Source organism: Azohydromonas australica DSM 1124 (assembly GCF_000430725.1).
In the GTDB taxonomy this organism is placed as follows: domain Bacteria; phylum Pseudomonadota; class Gammaproteobacteria; order Burkholderiales; family Burkholderiaceae_C; genus Azohydromonas; species Azohydromonas australica.
In genome coordinates this window covers 56,552-75,712 of the sequence record NZ_AUMO01000045.1, presented here as the reverse complement: position 1 = coordinate 75,712, position 19,161 = coordinate 56,552, and the positions used below count along the sequence as shown (strand labels likewise).

The window sequence follows — 19,161 nt, the reverse complement described above, 5'->3', positions numbered from 1 at the left end:
CCAGCTTAGCGGCTGAGCGCGGCCTTCACGGCGGCGGACACCAGCGCCATCTCGGCCTTGCCGGCGAGCTTGGCCTTGGCCGCGCCCATCACCTTGCCCATGTCGCCGGGGCCGGCGGCGCCCAGCTCGGCCACCAGCGCGTCGACCTCGGCCTGCACCTCTTCCTGCGACAGGCGCTGCGGCAGGTAGCCCTGCAGCACCTGCATCTCCGCGGCCTCGATGTCGGCCAGGTCCTGGCGGGCGGCCTGGGTGTAGGCCGCGATGGAGTCCTTGCGCTGCTTGACCAGCTTGTCCACCACCGACACCACCTGCGCATCGTCCAGCGTGATGCGCTCGTCCACTTCCTTCTGCTTGATCGCCGCCAGCAGCAGCCGGACGGTGGACAGCCGCGCCGTGTCCTTGGCGCGCATGGCGGACTTCATGTCCTCGGTGATCTGGTCCTTCAGGCCCATCGTCAGTTCTCCAATTCCAGTTCCAGAAATGCAAAAGCCCGCGACGGCGTCCCGCGCGGGCTTGACTGTCAGAAGCAGTTCGAGCGCGAGGCTCGCGCCGAATCGATCAGTACAGCTTCTTGGGCAGCTGCATGCTGCGCACGCGCTTGTAGTGGCGCTTGACGGCGGCAGCCTTCTTGCGCTTGCGCTCGGCAGTGGGCTTCTCGTAGAACTCGCGTGCGCGCAGCTCGGTCAACAGGCCCAGCTTCTCAATGGTGCGCTTGAAGCGGCGCAGGGCCACATCGAAAGGCTCGTTCTCTTTGACGCGAATCGTGGTCATGAAAGGGGATGTCCTTCAGTAGTTGCGCTCGGTGTCCGGCGCCGGAATTTTCCGGATGTCCGTGGGCCAGATCGACACGCGGGGTTTGCCAGCAAAACGCGGAGTATAACCCACGCAAATCGGTGCTTCCAGGCTGTCGTGCATCAAGACCTGCAGAAACTGCCGTCCGCGCAAGTATCCGGACCGGTGATGACGCCCGGGCGGCGTTGTGGACCAGGCGCCGCCGGGCCGCGTCGGAAGCTTCAAACCTCGCGCGACGCCGCCATCGCCTGCGCGCAGGCCGCGGCGCTGGCCCAGGCCCACTGGAAGTTGTAGCCGCCCAGCCAGCCCGTGACGTCCACCACCTCGCCGATGAAGTGCAGCCCCGGCTGGCGCTTGCTTTCCATCGACTGCTGGTTGAGCTCGCGCGTATCCACGCCGCCGGCCGTGACCTCCGCCTTGCGGTAGCCCTCGCTGCCGTCGGGCGTGAGCTCCCAGCGCGACAGCGCCGTGCCCAGCGCCGCCAGCTCCTTGTCGCGCGTCTGCGGCATGGGCGTGGAGCCGTCGACGCCCGCGCGCGCCAGCCAGGCCTCGGCCAGGCGCTGCGGCAGCAGCGCGGCCAGCTCGTTGCCCAGCTGCCGCTTGGACTTGGCCTTGGCCTCGCGCAGCAGCGCGCCCAGGTCGCGCCCCGGCGCCAGGTCGATGCGCAGCGGCTGCCCCGGCTGCCAGAAGCTGCTGATCTGCAGCACTGCCGGGCCGCTCAAGCCGCGGTGCGTGAACAGCAGGTCCTCCAGGAAGCGCGTGGCCTTCTTGCCGCTGCCGGTCTCGATGCCCACTTCCAGCGCGATGCCCGACAGCGGCGCGAAGGCCGCCCAGGTCGGTGCGTCGAAGGTCAGCGGCACCAGAGCCGGGCGCGTCTCCACCAGGCGGTGGCCGAACTGCTTGGCCAGCCGGAAGCCGAAGTCCGTCGCGCCGATCTTCGGGATCGACAGCCCGCCCGTGGCCACCACCAGCCGCGCGCTGCGCTGCGTGCCGCGGTCGGTGTCGACCTCGTAGCCCTCGGCCGTGTGCCGCACCTCCAGCACCTTGCACGGCTGCCAGCGCGTGACGCGCCCGGCCTCGCACTCGGCCAGCAGCATCTCGATCACGTCCTCGGCGGAGCGGTCGCAGAAGAGCTGGCCCTTGTGCTTCTCGTGGAAGGGGATGCGGTACTTCTTGATCAGCTCGATGAAGTCCGCCGCCGTGTAGCGCGCCAGCGCCGAGCGGCAGAAGTGCGGGTTCTCGCCCAGGTAGTTGGCGGGGCCGGCGTCGCGGTTGGTGAAGTTGCAGCGCCCGCCGCCGGAGATGCGGATCTTCTCGGCCACCTTCGGCGCGTGGTCGATGAGCAGCACCTTGAGGCCCAGCTGCCCGGCGATGCCGGCGCAGAAAAGGCCGGCTGCGCCGGCGCCGACGATGACGCAATCCCATGGTTCAGACATGGGGCGCCATTGTCCGGGTTTCCCCGAATCAGGCGCTGCGCCGGGTGTTCTCGGTGGCGGCGGGCGTGACGGCCTGCGCAGCCTGCACCTGGTTGTCGGCCTGCAGCGCCAGCGTGCGGGCGTGGACCACCTCGCCGATGACCATCACCGCCGGGCTGCCCAGCCCGGACTCGCGCAGCGCCTGCGGCAGCCGCTCCAGCGTCGTGACCAGCTCGCGCTGCTGCGGCAGGCTGGCGTGCTGGATCACGGCCACCGGCGTGCCGCCCGGCAGGCCCTGCACCAGCCCGGCGTGGATGCGCTCGGCCTGCGCCACGCCCATGTAGATCACCAGCGTCAGCCCCTGCGCGGCGGCCATCGCCAGCACCGACCAGTCCGGCGTGCTGCCGCCCGGCTTGGCGTGGCCGGTGACGAAGATCACGCCCTGCGCATGCGCGCGGTGCGTCAGCGGCACGCCGATGCCCGTGGCCGCCGCCAGCCCGGAGGTGATGCCGTTGACCACGCGCACCGGGATGCCCTGTGCCTGCAGCGTTTGCGCCTCCTCGCCGCCGCGGCCGAAGATGAACGGGTCGCCGCCCTTGAGCCGCACCACGCGCTGGCCGGCCAGCGCCTCGGCCGCCATCAGCCGCTCGATGAAAGCCTGCGGCGTGCTCTCGCAGCCGCCGCGCTTGCCCACCGGCACGATGCGCGGCCGGCGTTTCAGGTTGCGCAGCGCGAACTCCACCAGCGCCGTCGGCACCAGGTCATCGACCAGCAGCACGGTGGCGCGCCGGATGGCGCGCAGCGCCGCCAGCGTCAGCAGCTGCGGGTCGCCCGGGCCGGCGCCCACCAGCGTGCAGTCGCCCAGGGCGCGGCGGCTGGCGCGTTGGCCGGACAGGGCCTGCAGGCGGGCGGCGGGCGCGGCGGAAGGGGCGGCGGGTTCTGTCCGCTTTGTCATGTTCGAAACCTTTTCAAGCGCTTTGGGCCAGCGCCTCGTCCTGCATCGCCGCCAGGGCGCCCATCAGCAGCTCCACCTGGCGCTCCAGCGGCGCGGGCACCGGCTTCTCGCCGCTGAGCACGGCCTGGATGTAGACGGCGGTGGTGGCGGCGTCGTTCTCGCGCGGCAGCACCGGCAGCTGCGCCAATGCACCTTCCTGGGGCGCGCAGGACAGCTCGGCGTGCAGCGTGCCCTGCAGCGTCAGGTCCATGCGCGGCAGCCGGCGCGGGTCGGCCACGGGCTCGCCCTCGGTGCCGCGCAGCAGCAGCATGTCGGCGCTCGTGTTCTTCGCGTACTGCGCCAGCAGCTGGCCGAACTCGGGATGGGTGTAGTTCGTCACGCGCAACCCGCGCGCGCCGCGCACGGGGTTGAGCATCTTGGCGATGGTGTGCCCGGAGTTGCGCAGGCCGAGGATCCAGCGCACGTCCAGCAGCCGCGCCAGCGGCGGGCACAGCGCGTCGATGCGCATGTAGGCCGGCTCGTGCCGCGCCCAGGCCCGCTCCACCTCCTGCACGCTGCTCACCGCGGGCAGGCCCAGGTCGCGCAGCACCTCGGCGCTGGTCACGCGCGAGGGGTCCTGCAGCGGGCCGTGCACCAGCACGCGCGCACCTTCCTGCGCCAGGCGCAGCGCCAGCAGCGGCGTGAGGTTGGGCAGCCGGCGCGAGCCGTTGTAGCTGGGCAGCAGCACCACCGGCCGGTCGGAGGGGATGGCCAGGCAGCGCTCGTGCGCCGCGGCCAGGAAGCCCGCGAGCTCGTCGGCGGTCTCGCCCTTCATGCGCATCGCGATGGCGAAGGCGCCGATTTCCAGGTCGCTGGCGGCCCCGTCGAGCACTTGGCCCATGAGGTCCTGCGCCTGCTCCACCGTGAGCGAACGCGCGCCGTTGGCGCCGCGGCCGATTTCCTTGAGGTAGGTCGAAATGCTCATGTCGAATTGTCTCCCGGCCCCGTTTCGCAAGAAGCGGGCCGGCACGTCGGCGCCGGGGCGATGCGGGCGTTCCGCACGCTTGTCCGCCGCCCGCAGGCCCGTGACCGGGGAGCGCCTGTGCAGGGTTTTATGAACCGGTCTCAGGCCGCCACCGCCGGCACGGCACCGGCCGGCGTGGCTTCCACCAGCGTCTTGAGCGCGGGCACGCAGGAGCCGCAGTTGGTGCCGCAACGCAGCCGGCCCTGCAGCTGCGCCAGGCGGTCCGAAGGGTTGCCCTGGCAACTGCCCAGCGCCTCGCGGATCTGCGGCTCGCTGACGTTGAAGCAGGCGCACACCTGCTTGCCGCGCGGCGCCAGCGCCACGGGCGCCTTGGCGCCGGGGGCCAGCAGCATGCGGCCGTAGGACTGCGCCGGCAGCTCCTCCTGCAGCAGGGCCTTGATCCACCCTTCGGCGCTGACGTCGCCGGCCAGCAGCACGGCCTCCAGCCGGCTGTCGCCGCCGGCGCTGCTCAGCCGCACGGTGCGGCGCTGGCCGCGCTTGCGGTCCTCGTAGCGCAGCGCGCGCGCGCCGTCGGCGTCCAGCCCCAGCAGCCGCTCGATCTCGTCGACCAGCTCCCGCGGCGGCGGCGCGTCGGCCGCGGCGCGGAACAGCACGCCGCTGCGCTCGTGGCCGAAGGGCACGCAGCTGGCGTAGTCGAAGCGCTCCATCAGCGCCCGCAATTCCGTGCGCGCCGCGTGCGCGCGCTCCTGCGGCAGCCACGCCAGCGCCAGCAGCTTCCACGGCAGCTCGGCCTTGAGCAGCTTCACCGCCGCATGCTTGAGCTCGGGCTGCTTGGAGATGGGGCAGAACGCCGGCGAGGTGAGGGCGTTCACGCCCGCCAGCGGCTCGCCGCGGCTGCTGCGGCCGGAGACGAACTCCGAGCCCCAGTGCATCGGCACGTAGGCCTGCGTCAGCGGGATGGCCTCGCTCGCGACGGCCGGCAGCACGATGGCGCCGCGGCGCGAGGTCACGTACACCAGATCGCCCTCGACCAGCTTCAGCCGCGCCATCTCCTGCGGGTTCAGCTCCACCGCCGGCTCGGGCACGTGCCCGAAGAGCCGGCCCAGCACGCCGGTGCGGCTCATGCCGTGCCACTGGTCGCGCAGCCGCCCGGTGTTGAGGCTGAAGGGGAAGCGGCCGTCGCGCGGCTCGGCCACGCCCTCGTAGGGCAGGTCGGCGAACTTCGCCTTGCCGTCCGCGGTGGGGAACACGCCGTCCTCGTACAGGCGCGCGCGCCCCTGCGTGGCGCCTTCGGGCAGCGGCCACTGCTGCGGGCCCTGGGCTTCGAGCATCGCCCAGCTCAGGCCGGTGATGTCCAGGTCGCGCCCGCGCGTGCTCTCGCGGTGCTCGTTCCACGCCGCCTCGGGGCCGGCGTAGGCGAACAGCGACGGCTTGTTGGGGCGCAGCCGGCCTTCCAGCCGCTGCGCGAACTCGGTGGCGATGGAGAAGTCGGTGCGGGCCTCGCCCGGCGCCGCCACCGCCGGGCGCACGCGGCTGATGCGGCGCTCGCTGTTGGTGACGGTGCCTTCCTTCTCGCCCCAGGTGGCCGCCGGCAGCAGCAGGTCGGCAAAGGCCGCGGTGGCGGTGTCCCTGAAGGCTTCCTGCACCACCACGAACTCCGCCTGCTGCAGCGCGCGGCGCACGGTGGCCTGGTCGGGCAGCGACTGCGCCGGATTGGTGCATGCGATCCACAGCGCCTTGATCTCGCCGTCCGCCGCCGCCTCGAACATCTCGACGGCCGTCTTGCCCGGGCGCGAGGGCACGTCGTCCAGGCCCCACAGCCGCGCCACCTCGGCGCGGTGCGCGGGGTTGGCCAGGTCGCGGTGCGCCGACAGCAGGTTGGACAGGCCGCCCACCTCGCGCCCGCCCATGGCGTTGGGCTGGCCGGTGAGCGAGAAGGGGCCCGCGCCGGGCTTGCCGATCTGGCCGGTGGCCAGGTGCAGGTTGATGAGCGCGGCGTTCTTCGCGGTGCCGTTGCGGCTCTGGTTCAGGCCCTGGCAGTACAGCGACAGCGTCGGGGCGCGCGGGCCGCTGGGGCCGTCCAGCCCGGCGAACCAGCGCGCGGCGGTGAGGATGTCCTGCTCGCGCAGGCCCGTGATGCGCGCCGTCTCGCGCGGCGTGTACTCGCGCACCCGGTGGCGCAGCGCGTCGAAGCCGCCGGTGTGGGCGGCGATCCAGGCGTTGTCGGTCAGGCCGTCCCACAGCATCAGGTGCAGCAGGCCGTGGAACAGCGCCACGTCGGTGCCCGGCAGCAGCGGCAGGTGCAGGTCGGCCAGCTGCGCCGTCTCGGTGCGGCGCGGATCGACCACGATCAGCCGCAGCGCCGGGTTGGCGCGCTTGGCGTCCTCGATGCGGCGCATGAGGATCGGGTGCGCCCAGGCCGTGTTGGAGCCGGCGATGAACAGGGTGCGGGCCCGAGCCAGGTCGTCGTAGCAGGCGGGCGGCGCGTCGGCGCCCAGCGTCGCCTTGTAGCCGGCCACCGCGGAGCTCATGCACAGCCGCGAGTTGGTGTCGACGTTGTTGGTGCCGATCAGCCCCTTGGCCAGCTTGTTGAAGACGTAGTAGTCCTCGGTCAGCAGCTGCCCGGAGAGGTAGAAGCCCACCGCGTCCGGGCCGTGGCGGCGGATCACGTCCTCGAAGCGGTCCGTGGCCAGCGACAGGGCCTCGTTCCAGCCCATGCGCTGCGGCGCCTCGCCGCGCTGCGCGCGGTGCATCGGGGCCAGCAGGCGCTGCTGCAGCGTCACGGGCGCAGCGGCGGTGAGGTGCAGCGTGCTGCCCTTGCTGCACAGCCGGCCGAAGTTGGCCGGGTGCTCGGGGTCGCCGCGCACGCCGGTGATCTGCGCGCCATCGCTCTCGATGATCACGCCGCAGCCGACGCCGCAGTAGGGGCAGGTGGAACGGGTTTCAGCCATGTCAAAACCGTGGTGGGACGCTGGGGGCGGGCGCTCAGGTCGGTTGCGGGGTGGGCTTGAGCTCGGGGCGCGAGCCGCGGCAGGGGCCGGCCTGGGGCAGCGGCAAGTCGATGCCCAGGGTGGCGACCTGGTCGCGGTCCAGGTGCACCACGTTGCCTTCCACCTTGACGGCGAAGGCCGGGGTGCAGCCCTCGTCGGGCGCGGCCACCTGGCCGCTGTCCAGGCCGATGCTCCAGTTGTGCAGCGGGCAGGCGACGCTGCGGCCGCTCACGATGCCCTGCGACAGCGGGCCGCCCTTGTGCGGGCAGCGGTCCAGCAGCGCGAACACCTCGTTGTCGGCGTTGCGGAACACCGCCACCGGCGCGCCCTTGGGGCGCTCCAGGCGGCGAGCCCCCAGCAGGGGCAGGTCGTCGAGGGTGCAGACGGGAATCCAGGCGCTCATGGTTTTTTTCAGCTTCCAGAGGGGGAGTTCGGGGACGGAAGTGCTCAGGCCTTGGCCGGCTCGCCGGACAGCGCTTCGGCGCTCAGGCGCAGCGGCTCGAACTGACGCGTGTCCATGCCGGCCTTGACGGCTTCCTGCCAGGGGTCGGGCTGGCCATCGAGCGCGAACTGCAGCCGCGCCCACAGCGCCTTGCGGTTCTCGGCGTCCTCCAGCACGCGCTTCTTGACGTGATCCAAGCCCACGCGCTCCACGTAGTGCACCGTGCGCTCCAGGTACCAGCCTTCCTCGCGGTAGAGCTGCAGGAAGGCGCCGGCGTATTCCAGTACCTCCTCGGCCGTCCTCACCTTCACGAAGAACTGCGCCACCTCGGTCTTGATGCCGCCGTTGCCCGCGATGTGGATCTCCCAGCCGGAGTCCACGCCGATGACGCCCACGTCCTTGGTGCCGGACTCGGCGCAGTTGCGCGGGCAGCCGCTGACGGCCATCTTGACCTTGTGCGGCGAGTACATCGCCCACAGCGCGTGCTCCAGGTCCTTGCCCAGCTGCGTGCTGTCCTGGGTGCCGAAGCGACACCACTCGGCGCCCACGCAGGTCTTCACCGTGCGCAGCGACTTGGCGTAGGCCAAGCCGCTGGGCATGCCCAGGTCGCGCCAGACGGACTGCAGGTCCTCCTTCTTCACGCCCAGCAGGTCGATGCGCTGCCCACCCGTGACCTTGACGGTGGGGATGGCGTACTTGTCCACCACGTCGGCGATGCGGCGCAGGTCGGCGGCGCTGGTCTCGCCGCCCCACATGCGCGGAATCACGGAGTAGCTGCCGTCCTTCTGGATGTTGGCGTGGCCGCGCTCGTTGATGAAGCGGCTCTGCGGATCGTCCCGCGCCTCCTTGGGCCAGGTGCTCAGCAGGTAGTAGTTGATCGCCGGGCGGCAGCTGGAGCAGCCGTTGGCATTGCGCCAGCCCAGCGTCTGGTACACCGCGTCCACGCTCAGCAGCTTCTCGGCGCGGATGGCGTCGCGCACGTCCTGGTGGCTGTGCTCGGTGCAGCCGCACATCGCCTTCTTCTTGGGCGTGGCGGAGTAGTCGCCGCCGGCGGTGAACATCAGGATCTGCTCCACCAGCCCGGTGCAGGAGCCGCAGGAGGCGCTGGCCTTGGTGTGCTTGCGCACCTCCTCCAGCGTGAACAGGCCCTTGTCCTTGATGGCCTTGCAGATCGCGCCCTTGGTCACGCCGTTGCAGCCGCAGACCTCGTCCTCGTCGGCCATGCTCGCGGCCTTGCTGTGGCCCTGGTGGCCGGCGTCGCCCAGGTGGTTCTCGCCGAACATCAGCTTGTCGCGCAGGTCCGCGACGCTGCGGCCCTCGCGCAGCAGCTTGAAGTACCAGGCGCCGTCGGCCGTGTCGCCGTAGAGGCAGGCGCCCACGAGCTTGTCGTCCTTGAGCACCAGCTTCTTGTAGACGCCGCCGAAGGGATCGCTGAGCACGATCTCCTCGCAGTCCTCGCCGCCGTTGAAGTCGCCCGCGGAGAACAGGTCGATGCCCGTGACCTTGAGCTTGGTGCTGGTCTGGCTGCCCTGGTAGCGGCCGATGCCGAACTGCGCCAGGTGCGTCGCGCACACCTTGCCCTGCTCGAACAGCGGCGCCACCAGCCCGTAGGCGATGCCGCGGTGCGCGGCGCACTCGCCCACGGCGTAGACGCGCGGGTCGGTGACGGTCTGCAGCGTGTCGGTGACGACGATGCCGCGGTTGCAGTGCAGGCCGATCTTCTCGGCCAGCGCGGTGTTGGGGCGGATGCCCGCGGCCATCACCACCAGGTCGGCCGGGATCTCGCTGCCGTCCTTGAACTGCACTGCCATCACCCGCCCGTCCTTGTCGCCGATGAGCGCCTGCGTCTGCGCGCCCATCGCGAAGCGCAGCCCGCGCTCCTGCAGCGACTGCTGCAGCATCTTGCCGGCCACGTCGTCGAGCTGGCGCTCCATCAGCGTGTTGGAGATGTGCACCACCGTGACCTGCATGCCGCGCAGCATCAGCCCGTTGGCCGCCTCCAGGCCCAGCAGGCCGCCGCCGATGACGACAGCGTGCTTGTGCGTCTTGGCCGTCTCGATCATGTACTCGGTGTCGGCGATGTCGCGGTAGGCGATCACGCCCTGCAGGTCCTTGCCCGGCACCGGGAGGATGAAGGGGTTGGAGCCGGTGGCGATCAGCAGCCGGTCATAGGGCGCCTCGATGGCGCTGCCGTCCTTGCAGCGGCCGTGCACGACGCGCTTGGCGCGGTTGACCGCCGTGACCTCGCAGCCCAGGTGCAGCGTGATGCCGTTCTCCTCGTACCACGCCAGCGGGTTGAGGATGATCTCGTCGATGGTCTGCTCGCCGGCCAGCACGGGCGACAGCAGGATGCGGTTGTAGTTCGGGTGCGGCTCGGCACCGAAGACGGTGATGTCGTAGAGATCGGGCGCGATCTTGAGCAGCTCTTCGAGCGTGCGCACGCCGGCCATGCCGTTGCCGATCAGAACCAGTTTCATCTTCTTCATGGCTGCGTTCCTTCAGGAGGAGCAAGAGATCGAATTCGTCGCGCGGACAATCGCCGCATGAGCTTTGAGGTCGACATCGGGCACGCGAGCCGGCGCGGTCCCAGGGAGGTCAACGAGGATTTCGCCGGCGCGCTGCGCGAGAAGCGCGGCCTGGTGGCGGCCATCGCCGACGGCGTGTCCACCGGCGGCGGCGGGCGCGAGGCGGCGCAGACCAGCGTGATGGGGCTGCTGTCGGACTTCTTCGCCGCGCCGCCCACCTGGGACACCACCGTGGTGCTGGACCGCCTCATCGCAGCGCAGAACAGCTGGCTCGTGGCCGTGAACCGCCAGCGCCAGCTCGGCGGCGGCTGGCACCGGCGCGAGGCCGGCCGCGTGGACGAGCCCGCCACGGCGCTGACCACGCTCACCGCGCTGGCGCTGGAGGGCCGCGGCTACACCGTGGCGCACGTGGGCGACACGCGCGCCTGGCTGCTCAGCGGCGGCGAATTCGCGCCGCTGACGCAGGACCACGCCTTCGAGCATCCCGACCAGCGCAGCCGCCTCACCCGCGCCGTGGGCTTGGACGAGGCGCTGAGCGTGGACTACGCCCAGGGCCTGCTGCGCGTGGGCGACGTGTTCGTGCTCACCACCGACGGTGTGCACGGCGTGCTCAAGCGCGCGCGGCTGGCGCAGCTGGCCGCCCAGGGCACGGCCCAGGAGGCCAGCGAGGCCATCGTCGAGGCGGCCATCGACGCCGGCGGCCGCGACAACGCCAGCGCGCTGGTGGTGCGGGTGCTGGGACTGGACGCCGGCCGGCTGGAGGACGAGCTCGCCCGCAGCCGCCAGCTGCCCGCGCCCGGCAAGCTCAAGGTGGGCGACCGCCTCGACGGCTTCGCCATCACGGCGCTGGTGGCCGACACCGGCGTGCACCGCCTCTACCAGGCGCGCGGCCCACAGGGCGCGCTGGTGGCGATCAAGACGCTGCACGAGGCCCGCGCCAGCGATCCCGAGGAGCGCGCCATGCTCGCCCACGAGGCCTGGCTGGGTCTGCGCCTGGCCGAGGCCGGGGCGCCGGGCTTCATCCGCGTGCACGAGGTGACGGATGCCACGGCGCTCTACACCGTGTTCGACTGGCATGGCGGGCGCACCCTGGAGCAGCTGCTGCATGCCGGGCAGCGCTTCGGCGTGGACGAGGTGGTGCGCGGCGCCATCGCCGTCACCCGCGCCGTGGGCCGGCTGCACCGGCTGGGCGTGGTGCACCGCGACCTCAAGCCGGGCAACCTGCACCTGGGCGAGGACGGGCAGTGGCGGCTGCTGGACCTGGGCACCGCCGTGAGCGCGCACGCCTCGGCGGCGCAGCGCGAGCTGCACGCCGGCACGCCCAGCTTCATGAACCCCGAGCAGTGGGAGGGCGCGGCGGCCGACAGCGGCAGCGACCTCTTCGCGCTGGGCGCGACGCTGTACCAGTGGCTGACGGGCCAGCTGCCCTACGGCGAGGTCGAGCCTTACCAGACCGCGCGCTTCAGGCGCGATCCCCGGCCGCTGACGCGGCTGCGTCCGGACGTGCCGATCTGGCTGGACCACCTGGTGCTCAAGGCCGTGGCGCGCGACCCGCGCCAGCGCTTCGAGACCGCCGAGGAGCTGCTGCTGGCGCTGCAGCGCGGCGCCTCGCGCAGCATCGGCGCGCCCCTGGCCACGCCGCTGGCCGTGCGCGACCCGCTGGCGCTGTGGAAGGCGGCGCTGGTGGTGTCGCTGCTCTTCAACCTGCTGCTGGTCGTGTGGCTGCTGTTCCTGCCGCGCTGATTCCATGTTCGCTTGCTGAGCGACAGCTTCCGTTCGGGCTGAGCCTGTCGAAGCCCTAGGGCCCGACTGGCTCGCGGGCCCTTCGACAAGCTCAGGGCGAACGGGGAAGAGAGGCAGAGCAGCCATGGTGCTTGCAGGCGGGCGCGTGCCCTCAGGCGCCGCGGCGGCGCGGCGCGACGCGGGTGACGCGCGGCGCGGCCGGCGCCTGCTCCTCGGCGGCGGCCACGCGGGCGCGGCCACCCTTCTCGGCCCAGGTGCGGGTCCAGCGGATCTGCACGACGCGCAGCATCACCAGCATCACCAGCGCCAGCACCGTGAAGGCCAGGAAGCCGCCGAGGTAGCTGCCCATGTACTGCTTGGACAGGCCCATGGCGTTGGGCAGGAAGCCGCCGCCCAGGGCGCCGACCTCGCCGATCATCGAGCCCGCCACCGCGGTGGTCAGCGGCCAGCGCAGCGGCACGAGCTGGAACAGCGCGCCGTTGCCCGCGCCCAGGGCGGCGAAGCACAGCATGAACAGCAACGTGGTGCCGGCCAGCGAGGTGCCCGCGAAGCCGCAGGCCGTGAGCGTGGCGGCCACCAGCAGCAGCACGCCGGAGAGGGTGTTGACGCCGCCGATGCGGTCGGAGATCCAGCCCCCGACCACGCGCACCGCCGAGCCCATGAGCGTGGCGAGCATGGTCAGCTGGCCGGCCTCGACCTTGGTGACCTTGAACTGGTCGTAGAAGTAGGTGGGCAGGAAGCTGGCCAGGCCGATGAAGCCGCCGAAGGTGACGACGTAGATCAGGCTGAAGGCCCAGCCGTCCTTCTCGAACAGGCAGCTGATGTGCTCGCGCAAGGTCTGGTGCTCGCGATCGGGCGGTTCCTTGGCGGCGAACCACATCACCGCCAGCGGCAGCAGCATGGTGGCCGCGGCCAGGCCGTACACCGTCTGCCAGCCGAACTTCATGGCCAGCGGCGGCGCGAACAGCACGGCCAGCACGGTGCCGGAGTTGCCCGCGCCGGCGATGCCCATGGCCAGGCCCTTGTACTTGGCCGGGAACCAGCCGCTGCCCAGGCTCAGCGCCACGCCGAAGCTCGCGCCCGCAATGCCCAGCAGCACGCCCATGGCCAGCACGCCGTCATAGCTGTCCACGAACAGGAAGCCGAACAGCAGCGCCGCGATGATCAGCGACATCTCCACCATCGCCGCGTTCTTGCGCCCGATGTACTGCGCCAGCACGCCCAGCGGGAAGCGCATCAGCGCCCCGGCCAGGATCGGCACCGACACCATGAAGCCCTTCTGCGCCGCCGACAGTCCGTAGGCCTCGCTGATGAACGGGCCCATGGCGCCGTTGAGCACCCAGACGGCAAAGCAGAAATCGAAGTAGAGGAAGGAAGCGGCCAGCGTGGGCCAGTGCCCGGCACGGGCGAAGGTCTTGAAGCTCGACATCGTGGCGGGGCGCTCAGGCGCGCAGGAAGGAGGGGGAAAGGAGGGCGGGCGTCGACAGCGTTCTTCTCATGTGGCTTCTCCGGCGGTACGGCAAAGCGCCCGCGGCGGGTTGCGGGCTGTGGAGCACATGCTTGGTCACGACGCTGTGGCCAGGACCGGGCGTGCGATGCCGGCGGTCCGGGTGCTGCGGTGCACCCGCATGCAGCACTGCACCATCCGTGCCAACCCGTAGGTCCGGGCTGGCGCAGGCCCTGCTCTATGCTTGCGGCCCGAACGCCGCCCCCTATGGCGGCGCTTGCATTTCCCTCTCTGTATGGCCGGCCGCGGTGCCGGTTCGCTGCATGACTTCAGCCCTCGTCATCTCCGCTCCCGGCACGGGCGCACCTCCGCTGGCCGATGAGCTCCAGGCCGCCGGCATTCACGTCATTGGTGCCTGCGAGTGCGACAAGCTGGTGCAGCAGGCCCTGAGGCACGCACCGGACGTGGTCGTGTGCTGGGAGCCCGCGCCGGCCGAGGCCGGGCTGTTCGACGCGCTGGAGCTGCTGTCGCGCACGCAACCGATGCCGGTGCTGGTGTTCACCGCCGATGCCAGCGTCGAAGGGGCGCAGCGCGCGCTGGCGCTGGGCGTGGCGGGCTGGGTGGTGCACGGCTACGCGCCCACGCGGCTGCGCTCGCTGCTGCAGCTCGCGCGCGTGCGCTTCGAGCACGAGCAGCGCCTGCGCGGCGAGCGCGACGAGGCGAACCAGCGGCTGGAGGAGCGCAAGCTGGTGGACCGCGCCAAGGGCATCCTGATGCGCTCGCACGGGCTGTCGGAGGACGAGGCCTTCCGCCGCCTGCGCGGCGCGGCCATGCAGGGCAAGCTGCGCGTGGGGCGGCTGTCGCAGCAGCTCATCGACGCCGCGCGCGACGCCGAGGCGCTCAACCGCAGCGGGCAGCTGCGCATGCTCTCGCAGCGCCTGGTGGCGCTGCAGGCGCTGCGCCTGGCGCCGGCGCCGGACGTGGACGCCGCGGCACTGCAGTCCGCCGCGCGCAGGCAGACCCAGCGCAACCTAGAGCAGCTGGGCCGCACGCTGTCGGCGCCGACCCTGGGTGACCTGCTGCAGCCGCTGCAGTCGGCCTGGGCCGCGCTGGAGCGCGCGCTGGACGCCGCGCCGCAGCTCGACGGGCTGCCGGCGCTGGACGCCGCCGCGGAGGCGCTGCTGGCGGCGGCCGAGACGCTCACGCGCGCGCTGGAGGGCGGCAGCGCGCTGCAGACGCTCTCCGCCGTGAACCTGGCCGGGCGCCAGCGCATGCTGGGCCAGCGCCTGCTCAAGCAGGTGCTGATGGGCGCGCTGCTGGCGACGCCGGCGGGCGCGCAGGCGCTGTCGCTGGCGGCGGCCACGGCGCGCGAGTTCGACCAGGCGCTGCAGCGGCTGCAGCAGTCGCCGCTGAGCTCGCCGGCGATCCGCATCGCGCTGGATGCCGCGGCGCGCGAGTGGCAGCGCATGCAGCAGGGCGTGCGCGAGGCCGGGCACGAGAGCGGGCGCCGGCAGCTCGCGCAGGCCGCCGAGGCGCTGCTGGCGCGCTTCGAGGAACTCACCGGCGACTACGAGCGCAGCGCGCAGCTGCTGTTCGACTGAAACCTTCCTCGCGCCGCCCGCGGCGGCTTATCCTGCTCAGGCCCCAGTCTCCGCCCTGCTCAGCATGTCTACCGTTCCTCCTCCCCAAGCCGAGACGACCGCTGCCGACGCGCTGTCCGAAGACGCGCTGGCGGCCTTGCTGGGCCGGCTGCTGCCGGCCTGGATGACGCGCCAGGGCATGCTGCTGGCGCTCAAGGACGCCGACAGCGGCGCCTACCTGCACGTCAACGAGGCGATGGCGCAGTGGCTGCGTTGCGACCCGGCCGCGCTGCGCGCGCAGGGCGACGCGGCGCTGGAGCCGCCGCTGCCCGCACCGCTGCGCGCGGCCGAGCAGCACGCGCTGCAGCTGCCGCCGGACAAGCCGCTGCAAAGCGAGCACCGCTTCGAGTGGCACGGGGCGCAGCAGGAGTTCGGCGTCTGGCGCGAGATCCGGCTGCTGCCCGATGGGCGGCGGCTGCTGTGCAGCATCTGGACCGACCTGGGGCCGCAGCGCCGCGAGCAGCAGCGGCTGCGCGAGGTGCTGCAGCAGCTGGAACAGCAGCAGCGTCTGTACAACGAGCTGTACGGCGAGGGCGGCCCGCTGGGTGCGCAGGCCGGGCTGCAGTCGCGCGCGCTGTTCGACGAGCAGCTGGAGCGCGCGGTGGCTTCCGTGCACCAGGAGCACCGCGAGATCGCGCTGGTGTGGGTGGCGCTGGACGCGCCGCGCGCGGAAGTCGCCGCCTGGGACGACACGGCGCTGGAGAGCGTGCGCGCGACGCTGGCGCGGCTGCTGCGCGCCAACACCCGCGCCGCGGACTGGACCTGTCGTCTGGACGGCCAGCGCTTCGCGGTGCTGATGTCCAACGTGGGGCTGGCCGTGGCCTACGGGCGCATGGAGCAGCTGCGGCGCGAGTGCGCGGCGCAGATCGTGGTGAGCGCCGGGCGCGAGCTGCGCTTCAGCGTGTCCATGGGCGTGGCGAGCTGCCCGCACACCGCCGGCGAGGCGCCCGCGCTGGTGGCCGCCTGCCAGGCGGCGCTGGCCGAGGCGCAGCAGCGCGGGGGCGACCAGGTGGCGCTGGCGCGGGTGCCGTTCGCGGTGCAGGGCTGAGGCCGGCCCGCTGCGGCCGCTGAGAGCCGCTTCGGCATGCCCGCGCGCAGCGGGCTTACTTCACGGCGCGCCGTCGCGCTTTCCAGTGGGGCCGCTACGGGCCCGGCAAGCTGGTTGCGCCGGCACCAACCCGGCTGATCAGATGCTCAGGCCCTTGTAGAGCATGTAGGCCGCGAGCAGGTACAGCAGGACGGCGAAGGCGCGCTTGAGCTGGCGCACGTCCATCGCGTGCGCGGCGCGCGCACCCACGGGCGCCATGGTCACGCTGGCCAGGGCGACCACGGCCAGCGCCGGCAGGTACAGGTAGCCCAGCGCGCCGGGCAGGGCTGGCGGCAGGCCCAGGCCGCCGACGAGGTAGCCCGCGGTGTTGGCGACCGCGATGGGAAAGCCCAGCGCCGCGCTGGTGGCCACCGCATGGTGGATGGGCACGTTGCAGCGGGTCATGAAGGGCACCGACACGAAGCCCCCGCCCGCGCCCACCAGGCCCGAGAGGAAGCCGATGCCGCTGCCCGCGGCGGCCTGGCCCAGGCGGCCGGGCATGTCGCGGTCCGGATGCGGCGGTCGCCCGCGCAGCATCTGCGTGGCCGAGAAGGCGACGAAGGCGGCGAAGAACAGCGCCAGCGCCTGGCCCTTGACCATGGCGAAGGCACCCGCGCCGGCCACCAGTCCGCCCACCACGATGCCGGGCGCCATGTTGCGCACCAGCGGCCAGCGCACCGCGCCGCGCTTGTGGTGCGCGCGCACGCTGGACAGCGAGGTGAAGACGATGGTGGTCATGGACGTGGCGATGGCCATCTTCACCGCCATGCCCGAGGGCACGCCGCGCTGCGACAGAATGATGCTCAGGAACGGCACCAGCAGCATGCCGCCGCCGATGCCCAGCAGGCCCGCGAGAAAGCCGGTGCAGCAGCCCAGCAGCAGCAACTCGGCCGCGAGTGAAAGGTCCATGGTGCTAAAGGGCCGACGCGTCCGGCCGCTGCCGCGCAAGGGCACGCGCCGCGCCAGCAGGGACGCTGCCGGCTGCAACGGGTGCGAGACGCGGGTAAGGAAAGAGGGGGTGTCCGTCGCGAGCTGTAGGCCGCATTCCTGAACCCAGGGGATTCAGGTGGGTCCGGTCAGCAGGACTTCGGGTTCGTCTGACGCGAGACGATCGCGCCCGTCCAGCAATTTTCCAGGCCCTTGCTCGCGAGAGCATCGGTTCAAGGAAATATAGAACCCACACGAACGCGACGGACGAGGTGAATTTTACGCCCTCGTCCGCAACGACTGCGAAATGAGGCACATCAACCCTGTCAAGGCGTGCCCGAAGTCGCATCCGCGGCCAGCGCGCGGTCGATGCGCTCGATGAGCGCCAGCAACTGGGCCTCGCTCGGCGCGCTGGCCGCGGTGCCGGTTTCGGCGGGCGCGGGCGGCGGCGTGGCGGGGCGCTGCACGAGCTGGTAGGCCAGGTTGAGCGCGGCCAGCACGGCGATGCGTTCGCGCGCCTTGATGCGGCCGGCGTCGCGGATGGCCGTCATCTCGCGGTCCACCTGCGCGACGGCGGACTGCAGCGCCTGCTCGCCGCCGTCAGGGCAGCCCAGCAGGTAGCTCTGGCCGAGGATGGTGACTTCGAGCTGTTTCATGGCGAAAGGGGACGCGGCAGCGGATCAGCCCTGGCGGGCGTCGGTGGTGGAGAGCCGTTCGATGAGCACGTCGATGCGCGAGCGTGCGGCGTTCAGGCGCGAGCGCAACTGGTCGCGCTCGGCGCCGAGCTCGGCGTGCTGGCGCTGCAGCTCGGCATGGGCTTGCTGGAGCTGCTCATGGCGGCGCGCGAGCAACTCGATGCGCTCGGCAAGTTCTTCCAGGGTCGGCATGGTTCGGAGGGCGAGGCGAGGCCGGGGATTGTAGGCCCCGCGCCCTTACGGTCGGCTGCCCAGGAATTGGTCGCAGCAGTCGGCGACCGCGCAGCGCTCGCACAGTGGACGCCGGGCCTGGCAGACGTAGCGCCCGTGCAGGATCAGCCAGTGGTGCGCATCCACCCGGTAGGCCTCGGGCACGCGCCGCAGCAGTCCCTGCTCGACCTCCAGCGGCGTGCGCCCGGGCGCCAGCCCGGTGCGGTTGCTCACGCGGAAGATGTGAGTGTCCACTGCCATGGTCGGCTCGCCGAAGGCGACGTTGAGCACCACGTTGGCCGTCTTGCGGCCCACGCCGGGCAGCGCCTCCAGCGCCTCGCGGCTGCGCGGCACGCGCCCGCCGTGCTGCTCCAGCAGGATGCGGCTGGTGTTCCAGAGGTTCTTGGCCTTGGTGGGGTAGAGCCCCACGCTGCGGATGTAGCCCGCAATGCCCTCGATGCCCAGCGCGAACATCTTGCGCGGCGTGCCGGCCACCGGGAACAACCGCCGCGTGGCCTTGTTGACGCCCGCGTCGGTGGACTGCGCCGACAGCAGCACCGCCGCCAGCAACTCGAACACGTTGGTGAATTCCAGCTCGGTGGTGGGCTGCGGGTTGGCGGCGCGCAGCGTGGCGAAGAGCCGTTCGACAGCCTGATCGTTCATGGCGTTCACACCCGCGAGCCGCGCTGCGCGCGGGCGCGGGCCAGCGCGGCCTCGATCACGGAGCGTTTCTTGTCCAGCGTCTCGGGGTCCTGGTGGCGGCTGTGGGCGGGCAGGTCGGCCAGCTTCGCCTCGGCCTTGGCGATGAGGCGCACGCGCGTGTCCTCCTCGGCCTGCGCCAGCCGCGCGCGGTGCGCGGCGTAGCGCTGGTGGGCCTGCTCGGCCTGCGCCGGGCTCCACGCCTCCCAGCCGGTGGCGGCGGTGACGGGCTCCAGCACGATGCAGTCCACTGGGCAGGCGGGCACGCACAGCTCGCAGCCGGTGCACTCGCTCTCGATGACGGTGTGCATGCGCTTGGTGGCGCCGGCAATGCAGTCCACCGGGCAGGCCTTGATGCACAGCGTGCAGCCGATGCACCAGTCCTCGTCGATGAAGGCCACGCTGCGCGGTGCCTCGGTGCCGCAGGCCGCATCGAGCGGCCGCGGCGGCTGGCCGGTGAGCGCCGCCAGCCGGCGCACGCCCTCGGCGCCGCCGGGCGGGCAGCGGTCGATGCCCGCCTCGCCGGCGGCCACGGCCTGCGCGTAGCCACGGCAGTCCGGGTAGCCGCAGCGGGTGCACTGCGTCTGCGGCAGCGCGGCATCGACGGCGGCGGCCAGGCCCTGCAGCGGG

At 72.1% G+C, this 19,161-nt stretch carries 18 protein-coding genes and 1 other RNA gene; 3 read left to right on the top strand and 16 right to left on the bottom strand.

All coding sequences use genetic code 11. From position 1 onward, the window contains the following. Positions 1-5 precede the first annotated feature (5 nt). The 9 genes from H537_RS0108395 to nirB all read right to left on the bottom strand — a co-directional run bounded on the left by H537_RS0108395 (position 6) and on the right by nirB (position 10,044). Positions 6-452 (bottom strand): GatB/YqeY domain-containing protein, encoded by a 447-nt coding sequence (locus H537_RS0108395; protein WP_028997553.1) that lies wholly within the window; start codon positions 450-452, stop codon positions 6-8. Between the two features lie 106 nt (positions 453-558). Beyond that, positions 559-771, bottom strand: a complete 213-nt coding sequence (gene rpsU, locus H537_RS0108390) for a 30S ribosomal protein S21 (RefSeq protein WP_012346814.1) — start codon at positions 769-771, stop codon at positions 559-561. 15 nt (positions 772-786) lie between these two features. Further along, a complete protein-coding gene (locus tag H537_RS56245) occupies positions 787-915 on the bottom strand; it encodes a hypothetical protein (protein WP_259375224.1) in 129 nt (42 codons plus the stop codon). A 98-nt stretch (positions 916-1,013) separates the two neighbouring features. After that, positions 1,014-2,228 (bottom strand): BaiN/RdsA family NAD(P)/FAD-dependent oxidoreductase, encoded by a 1,215-nt coding sequence (locus tag H537_RS0108385; RefSeq protein ID WP_028997552.1) that lies wholly within the window; start codon positions 2,226-2,228, stop codon positions 1,014-1,016. 28 nt (positions 2,229-2,256) lie between these two features. Beyond that, positions 2,257-3,162, bottom strand: a complete 906-nt coding sequence (cobA, locus tag H537_RS41865; protein ID WP_064735929.1) for a uroporphyrinogen-III C-methyltransferase — start codon at positions 3,160-3,162, stop codon at positions 2,257-2,259. A gap of 13 nt (positions 3,163-3,175) precedes the next feature. Further along, entirely contained in the window at positions 3,176-4,126 is a 951-nt protein-coding gene (ybiB, locus tag H537_RS0108375; RefSeq protein WP_028997551.1) for a DNA-binding protein YbiB, read from the bottom strand. Positions 4,127-4,266: 140 nt separating this feature from the next. Next, complete coding sequence (locus tag H537_RS0108370; RefSeq protein WP_028997550.1) at positions 4,267-7,077, bottom strand: nitrate reductase; 2,811 nt, start codon at positions 7,075-7,077, stop codon at positions 4,267-4,269. Positions 7,078-7,111: 34 nt separating this feature from the next. Beyond that, positions 7,112-7,519 carry a nitrite reductase small subunit NirD gene (gene nirD, locus H537_RS0108365; protein WP_028997549.1) on the bottom strand — a complete coding sequence of 136 codons (408 nt, stop codon included), beginning with the start codon at positions 7,517-7,519 and terminating at the stop codon, positions 7,112-7,114. Positions 7,520-7,563: 44 nt separating this feature from the next. Beyond that, positions 7,564-10,044: a nitrite reductase large subunit NirB gene (gene nirB, locus H537_RS0108360; RefSeq protein ID WP_028997548.1), complete on the bottom strand. Its 2,481-nt coding sequence runs from the start codon at positions 10,042-10,044 to the stop codon at positions 7,564-7,566. Between the two features lie 57 nt (positions 10,045-10,101). On the opposite strand from nirB, the gene H537_RS0108355 reads away from it, so the two are divergent. Continuing rightward, a complete protein-coding gene (locus H537_RS0108355; protein ID WP_028997547.1) occupies positions 10,102-11,826 on the top strand; it encodes a bifunctional protein-serine/threonine kinase/phosphatase in 1,725 nt (574 codons plus the stop codon). Between the two features lie 151 nt (positions 11,827-11,977). On the opposite strand, the gene H537_RS41860 is transcribed toward H537_RS0108355, so the two are convergent. Further along, on the bottom strand, positions 11,978-13,255 hold the full coding sequence (locus H537_RS41860; RefSeq protein ID WP_084150524.1) for an MFS transporter: 1,278 nt from the start codon (positions 13,253-13,255) through the stop codon (positions 11,978-11,980). 341 nt (positions 13,256-13,596) lie between these two features. Between H537_RS41860 and H537_RS0108345 the strand changes: the two genes are divergently transcribed. Both H537_RS0108345 and H537_RS0108340 read left to right on the top strand, forming a co-directional pair. Beyond that, positions 13,597-14,874 (top strand): type IV pili methyl-accepting chemotaxis transducer N-terminal domain-containing protein, encoded by a 1,278-nt coding sequence (locus tag H537_RS0108345; protein WP_028997546.1) that lies wholly within the window; start codon positions 13,597-13,599, stop codon positions 14,872-14,874. A 64-nt stretch (positions 14,875-14,938) separates the two neighbouring features. Continuing rightward, on the top strand, positions 14,939-15,961 hold the full coding sequence (locus tag H537_RS0108340) for a GGDEF domain-containing protein (RefSeq protein ID WP_051242175.1): 1,023 nt from the start codon (positions 14,939-14,941) through the stop codon (positions 15,959-15,961). 138 nt (positions 15,962-16,099) lie between these two features. Here the strand turns inward: H537_RS0108340 and H537_RS0108335 are convergent, their stop codons facing one another. The 6 genes from H537_RS0108335 to rsxB all read right to left on the bottom strand — a co-directional run bounded on the left by H537_RS0108335 (position 16,100) and on the right by rsxB (position 19,157). Continuing rightward, complete coding sequence (locus H537_RS0108335; protein WP_028997544.1) at positions 16,100-16,909, bottom strand: sulfite exporter TauE/SafE family protein; 810 nt, start codon at positions 16,907-16,909, stop codon at positions 16,100-16,102. 106 nt (positions 16,910-17,015) lie between these two features. Beyond that, positions 17,016-17,200: non-coding RNA, 6S RNA (gene ssrS, locus H537_RS50310), on the bottom strand. A 53-nt stretch (positions 17,201-17,253) separates the two neighbouring features. Beyond that, a complete protein-coding gene (locus H537_RS0108330) occupies positions 17,254-17,583 on the bottom strand; it encodes a cell division protein ZapA (RefSeq protein WP_028997543.1) in 330 nt (109 codons plus the stop codon). Positions 17,584-17,607: 24 nt separating this feature from the next. After that, a complete protein-coding gene (locus tag H537_RS0108325; RefSeq protein ID WP_028997542.1) occupies positions 17,608-17,814 on the bottom strand; it encodes a cell division protein ZapB in 207 nt (68 codons plus the stop codon). Between the two features lie 45 nt (positions 17,815-17,859). Continuing rightward, positions 17,860-18,495: an endonuclease III gene (nth, locus tag H537_RS0108320; protein WP_028997541.1), complete on the bottom strand. Its 636-nt coding sequence runs from the start codon at positions 18,493-18,495 to the stop codon at positions 17,860-17,862. Positions 18,496-18,500: 5 nt separating this feature from the next. Beyond that, positions 18,501-19,157: an electron transport complex subunit RsxB gene (gene rsxB, locus H537_RS0108315; RefSeq protein ID WP_028997540.1), complete on the bottom strand. Its 657-nt coding sequence runs from the start codon at positions 19,155-19,157 to the stop codon at positions 18,501-18,503. Between the last annotated feature and the right edge of the window lie 4 nt (positions 19,158-19,161).